At 74.2% G+C, this 6,000-nt stretch carries 5 protein-coding genes; all 5 read left to right on the forward strand.

Annotated elements, in window-relative coordinates:
• Positions 1 to 115 precede the first annotated feature (115 nt).
• The 5 genes from ACL06G_RS06950 to fxsA all read left to right on the forward strand — a co-directional run bounded on the left by ACL06G_RS06950 (position 116) and on the right by fxsA (position 5,940).
• A complete protein-coding gene (locus ACL06G_RS06950; protein ID WP_412784366.1) occupies positions 116 to 556 on the forward strand; it encodes an Lrp/AsnC family transcriptional regulator in 441 nt (146 codons plus the stop codon).
• A gap of 96 nt (positions 557 to 652) precedes the next feature.
• The gene (locus ACL06G_RS06955; protein WP_412835579.1) at positions 653 to 2,302 is read left to right on the forward strand and encodes an amidohydrolase; all 1,650 of its coding nucleotides are present in this window, start codon (positions 653 to 655) and stop codon (positions 2,300 to 2,302) included.
• Between the two features lie 498 nt (positions 2,303 to 2,800).
• Positions 2,801 to 4,561, forward strand: a complete 1,761-nt coding sequence (gene lnt / locus ACL06G_RS06960) for an apolipoprotein N-acyltransferase (RefSeq protein WP_412784368.1) — start codon at positions 2,801 to 2,803, stop codon at positions 4,559 to 4,561.
• A complete protein-coding gene (locus tag ACL06G_RS06965; protein WP_412784369.1) occupies positions 4,558 to 5,325 on the forward strand; it encodes a polyprenol monophosphomannose synthase in 768 nt (255 codons plus the stop codon). Before lnt ends, ACL06G_RS06965 begins: the two co-directional genes overlap by 4 nt.
• Before the next feature lie 3 nt (positions 5,326 to 5,328).
• Positions 5,329 to 5,940 (forward strand): FxsA family membrane protein, encoded by a 612-nt coding sequence (fxsA, locus tag ACL06G_RS06970; RefSeq protein ID WP_412835580.1) that lies wholly within the window; start codon positions 5,329 to 5,331, stop codon positions 5,938 to 5,940.
• The last annotated feature ends 60 nt before the right edge of the window (positions 5,941 to 6,000 follow it).

Genomic DNA, 6,000 nt, shown 5'->3' on the forward strand with positions numbered 1-6,000 from the left:
ACTCCACCCGTGAGGGTGCACCGTTGTGGCGTTGGTCACATCCTGTGCACCGGTCGTGCCCCGGAGGGTGTGCCCGCTGTGCCGGAGCGCGCGCCGCACAGTAGGTTGAGCTGCTGTGGAGGAACTGGACCGACGGATCGTGGAATTGCTCGTCAGGGACGGGCGGATGAGCTACACCGACCTCGGCAGGGCCACCGGCCTGTCGACCTCGGCGGTGCACCAGCGCGTACGGCGTCTGGAACAGCGAGGCGTCATCCGCGGGTACGCGGCCCTCGTCGACCCAGAAGCCGTCGGGCTGCCGATGACCGCGTTCATCTCCGTCAAACCCTTCGATCCCAGTGCTCCCGACGACATCGCCGACCGGCTCGCGGACGTGCCGGAGATCGAGGCCTGCCACAGCGTCGCCGGCGACGAGAACTACATCCTCAAGGTGCGAGTCGCCACCCCCATCGAACTCGAGCACCTCCTCGCGCGCATCCGCTCGCTGTCGGGTGTCTCCACCCGCACCACGGTGGTGCTCTCCACCCCGTACGAGGCCAGGCCGCCCCGCGTGTGACCCCGCGGCCCCGCGCACGCCGCAACGGGGCGAGACTGGACGGGACACGACTCCGCACCCACCACGCAGCCCGGGAAACCGGCAGAAGGACCACCCGTGAACGACACCGTGCCCGCGACGCACGCCACGCCCGCCCGCACCGTGCTGCTGCGCGGCGGCCGCGTGCACAGCCCCGCCGACCCCTTCGCCACCGCCATGGTCGTCGAGGGCGACCGCGTCGCCTGGGTCGGCTCCGAAGGGGCCGCGGACTCCTTCGCCGACGGTGTCGACGACATCCTCCACCTCGACGGGGCGCTGGTCACCCCCGCCTTCACGGACGCTCACGTCCACGCCACCGCCACCGGCCTGGCGCTGACCGGGCTCGACCTCGGCCCGGCGGCCTCCCTCGCCGACGCCCTCCACCGGATCCGGGACCACGCCCGCGCCCACCCGGGTGACACCGTCCTCCTCGGCACCGGCTGGGACACCACCGACTGGCCGGAGCAGCGGCACCCCACCCGCGCCGAACTCGCCGCCGCGGCCGACGGCCGCCCCCTCTACCTCACCCGCGTCGACGTCCATTCCGCCCTGGTCACCGACGCGTTGGTCGACCGGGTCCCCGGCATCGGCCGGTTGGACGGCTACGCCGCGGACGCCCCGCTCACCGGCGACGCCCACCACGCGGCGCGGGAAGCCGCACACTCCTCGCTCACCGCCGCGCAGCGCACCGGAGCCCAGCGCGCCGCGCTCCGGCACGCCGCCTCGCTCGGTATCGGCTCCGTGCACGAGTGCGGCGGCCCGGACATCTCCAGCGAGGACGATTTCACCGGTCTGCTCCGGCTCGCCGCTGAGGACCACGTCCCCCGCGTCACCGGCTACTGGGCCGAGGCCGTCACCTCTCCGGACGCCGCCCGGCGCATCCGCGAACTGGGCGCTGTCGGAGCCGCAGGCGACTTCTTCGCCGACGGCTCTCTCGGCTCCCACACCGCCCACCTGCACGCGCCCTATGCCGACGCACCCGGCACCACCGGCAGCGCACGGCTCGACGAGGACGCCGTCGCCGCGCACGTCGCGGCCTGCACCGAGGCCGGACTCCAGGCAGGCTTCCACGCCATCGGCGACGCCGCGCTCACCGCCGTCACCCGCGGCGTCCACCGCGCTGCAGAAAGGGTCGGCACCGCCCGAGTCCGTGCCGCCCGGCACCGCGTCGAACACGCGGAGATGCTCGACCGGGACGCGATCGAGGCGTTCGCCGCCTACGCCCTGACCGCGTCCGTCCAGCCGGCGTTCGACGCTGCCTGGGGAGGAGAGGAGGGCATGTACAGCCGCCGTCTGGGACACGAACGCGCCCGCGCCCTCAACCCGTACGCCGCGCTGCTCCGTGCGGGTGTCCCGCTCGCGCTGGGCTCGGACAGCCCCGTGACCCCGCTCGACCCCTGGGGCGCCGTCCGGGCCGCCGCCTTCCACCACGCCCCCGAGCACCGCATCTCCGCCCGTGCCGCGTTCACGGCCCACACCCGGGGCGGGTGGCGGGCCGCGGGCCGCGACGACGCGGGCACCCTGGTTCCCGGCGCCCCGGCCGACTACGCCGTGTGGGAGACCGGCGAGCTCGTCGTGCAGGCACCCGACACCCGCGTCGCCAACTGGTCCACCGATCCCCGCTCCGGCACACCCGGACTGCCCGATCTCACCCCCGGGATCCCGCTACCGGTCTGTCTCCGGACCGTGGTGGGCGGCAGAACGGTCCACGTCCGGCCGAACGAGTGACGCCGAAGCCTCGGAATCCGTGGTCCGGCCCGCGCCCGGCGGGGCCTCCACCCGCAGCGACGCGCCGTCGACCTGCCCGGACGGCGAAACGCCGCAGGCCGGGAGGATGTTGACACACCGCGCAGGGCGGCGGGTAGGTTCGACCGAGTCCACCACAGGACGTCCGACCGGAGAACCTGCACCTGCCCCGAGCGCCGCTGGGCCATGGGATGGTGCGTCGCACCGGCACACCACCACTGGGAGCCAGGTCCAGCGTTCGCAGCCCGGGAACGGAAGGTTTCGCCCGGTCGGCAGGTGTGACCCGGGTGGGGCCCGGGCGCTCAGTAGACAACGGCTCTCGGTCGACCCGCAGCCAGCGGGCCCCAGGTCGGCCCGAAGGGCGCCGGGCCCCCACCCGCAGTCGGCGTGCCTACGCGCCGCCCCACCCGCGCCCCCCGCCCGGTGCGCGCCGTTGTACCGTCACCTCATCACCGCACGACCTCGACGGAAGGCGCGACCGTGCCATCGGGTCCCGAAACCACCGACGCCACGCCCCCGGGCGGGCCGGAAGCGAAACCGCCCGGCGCCCCCCGCGGCGAACCCGTCGAGGAGCGCGGCACGTTCGCCGCCGACACCCGTGGCTCCCGCCCCCGCACCACAGAGGACGTCCCGGGTGCCGCCACCCGCCCCGGCCGCGGGGCCCGCGCGGCGGCACTCCTCCGCCGGGAGGGGCCCCGGACCGCCGGCGCCCTGACGGCCGGTATCGTCCTCGTGCTGGCCTTTCCGCCGTACGACGTGTGGCCGCTGTCCGTCGTCGCCGTCGCCGCTTTCAGCCTCCTCACCCGCGGACGCACCCCTCGCCAGGGCGCGTGGACGGGGATCGTCCTCGGCACGGCCTTCTTCGTCGGTCTCCTCGCATGGCTGCACGTCGTGGGATGGGACGCCGTCGTCGGGCTCGCCGTCATCCAGGCCCTTTTCCTCGCGGCGCTCGGCGCCGGCCTCGCGCTCACGTCCCGACTGCCCGCCTGGCCGTTGTGGGCCGCCTGCCTGTGGGTGGCCCAGGAGTGGGTCCGTGACCGACACCCCTTCGGCGGCTTCCCCTGGGGCCGCCTGGCCTTCGCGAACACCGGATCCCCTTTCACCCCGCTCGCCGCCCTCGGCGGGGCGCCCCTCGTCACCTTCGCCGTCGCTCTTGCCGGAACCCTGCTGGCCGCGGCCGCCGTCCGCATGCGGGCGCTCCGTGCCTCCGGTGCTGCGGAGCGCCGCCGCCCCGCCCTGCTGCGCGCCGCAGCCCTCTGCGTCTTGGCGCTGGTCACGGCCGGCGCGGGCCTCGCCGTGCCGGTGCCCACCCGGGCGGCGGACACCGCCCGGATCGCCGTGGTGCAGGGCAATGTGCAGCAGCCCGGCATGGATTTCCTCGGCCGGCCCATGATGATTCTCCACAACCACGCGAAGGCGACCCTCGATCTCGGCCGCCGCATCGACGCCGGGAAGGCGGAACGCCCCGACCTGGTGATCTGGCCGGAGAACGCCTCGGACCTCGACCCGTACCGCTACCCGGAGGCCGGCAGGATCATCGACCGCGCGTCGAAGGCCGTCGGCGTTCCCATCCTCGTCGGCGCCCTCGTCGACCACCCCACGCGTGAGGGATACGTCGAGAACCAGGGCATCGTGTGGGACCCCGAGACCGGCCCCGGCGCCTCGTACACCAAGCAGCACCCGGTGCCCTTCGGCGAGTACGTGCCGTTCCGCGACGTCCTCAGCAAGGTTGTCAGCAGGCTGCAGCGCGTTCCCCGGGACTTCTGGCCCGGGGAACGCACCGGAGTCCTCCAGGTCGGGCCGGCCCGCCTCGGCGACGTGATCTGCTTCGAGATCGCCTACGACGAGATTGTCCGTGACACCGTCAACGACGGCGCCCGCGCTCTCGTCGTCCAGACCAACAACGCCACCTACGGCCGTACCGGACAGCCCGAGCAGCAGCTGGCCATGTCCAGGCTGCGCGCTGTCGAGCACGGCCGCGCCGTCGTCACCGCGGCCACGAGCGGCATCAGCGCCGTGGTCGCCCCCGACGGGACGGTCGAGCAGCGCACCGAGGAGTTCACCCAGGACGTGCTCCTCGCCGATCTCCCACTGCGCGACACGACCACGCTCGCGGACCGCGTCGGTGCCTCACCCGAGTGGGTACTGGCTATCGTGGGCCTCCTGTCCTGCGGAGGAGCCGTTCTCCTCGGCAGGCGGAAGCGCGGCACGGAGGGCAAGACGGAGGGGCGAGCACAGTGACGCAGGACGACGGGCGTACGCACCGCCCCCTCGGCGACACCCTGGTGATCATCCCCACCTACGACGAGGCCGACAACATTCGCCCCGTGGTGGAGCGCGTCCGCGCCGCGGTGCCGGACGCCCATGTGCTCGTTGCCGACGACAACAGTCCCGACGGCACCGGGAAGATCGCCGACGAGCTGGCCTCGGTCGACGACCACGTCCACGTCCTCCACCGGCAGGGGAAGGAAGGGCTGGGCGCCGCCTACCTGGCGGGCTTCCGCTGGGGCGAGGACCACGGGTTCGGGGTCCTCGTCGAGATGGACGCCGACGGATCGCACCAGCCGGAGGAGCTGCCCCGGCTGCTGCACGCGCTGGGCAGCGCCGACGTCGTGCTGGGCTCCCGCTGGGTGCCCGGAGGCCGCGTCGTCAACTGGCCGCGCTCCCGCGAACTGCTCTCCCGCGGCGGCAGCCTCTACTCCCGGCTGCTGCTCGACGTCCCGGTGCGGGACGTGACAGGCGGCTACCGGGCCTTCCGCACCGAGACCCTCAGCGGTCTCCGCACGGACACCGTCGCCTCCCAGGGGTACTGTTTCCAGGTCGACCTCGCCCACCGCGCCGTGCGCGCCGGCTACCGCGTCGTCGAGGTCCCCATCACCTTCGTCGAACGGGAACGCGGCGCTTCCAAGATGAGCCGCGACATCGTCACCGAGGCGCTGTGGCGCGTCACCGCCTGGGGCGTGCGGGGCCGGGTGAGGAGAATCCTCGGTCGAAGGCACACTTGAACCATGAGCCACGGCACTCCTTCTCCGCACGAGCCTCCCTCCGGCGGCGGGCAGCAGCGCATCGGCCCCGCCGGTACCCGCCGGACCCGGCGGCGGGGGGCCGCCCGGTTCCTGCCGCTGGGCGTCGCTGCCTGGGCCGTTCTCGAGATCTGGCTGCTCACAGTGATCGCCGACATCGCGGGTGCTCTCGCCGTACTGCTCCTGCTGGCCGGAGGAGTCGTGCTCGGCTCACTCGTGGTCCGGCGGGCGGGCCGGCGCGCCTGGCAGCAGCTCTCGGTGACGCTGAACGCGGCCTCGGGCGCATCGGCGTCCGCGGGGGAGGTGGCCGGAAGCGGCCCGGCCGCGGGCAACACCCTGACGATGCTCGGCGGGCTGCTGCTGATCCTCCCGGGGCCGGTGTCCGACGCCGCCGGGCTGCTGTGCCTCTTTCCGCCGACCGCCCATCTGCTGCGCCGGGCCGCCGAGCGCAAACTGGCCGCGGGCGGTCCGGGCGGCCTGGGGGATGCCGTGCGGCAGGCCCGCAGCGCCGAGGAACAGTTCCGCATGCGCCGGCCGGACGGGCGTGTGGTGCAGGGCGAAGTGGTGCGGGACGAGGACGAGCGGGGCGACACCTGAAGCCCGAGTCCCCAGAAGAGACGAGCGGGGGGGGGGGGGGGGCCCCCCCCCCGGGGGGGG

This window comes from Streptomyces callyspongiae (assembly GCF_047200695.1).
GTDB lineage: Bacteria > Actinomycetota > Actinomycetes > Streptomycetales > Streptomycetaceae > Streptomyces.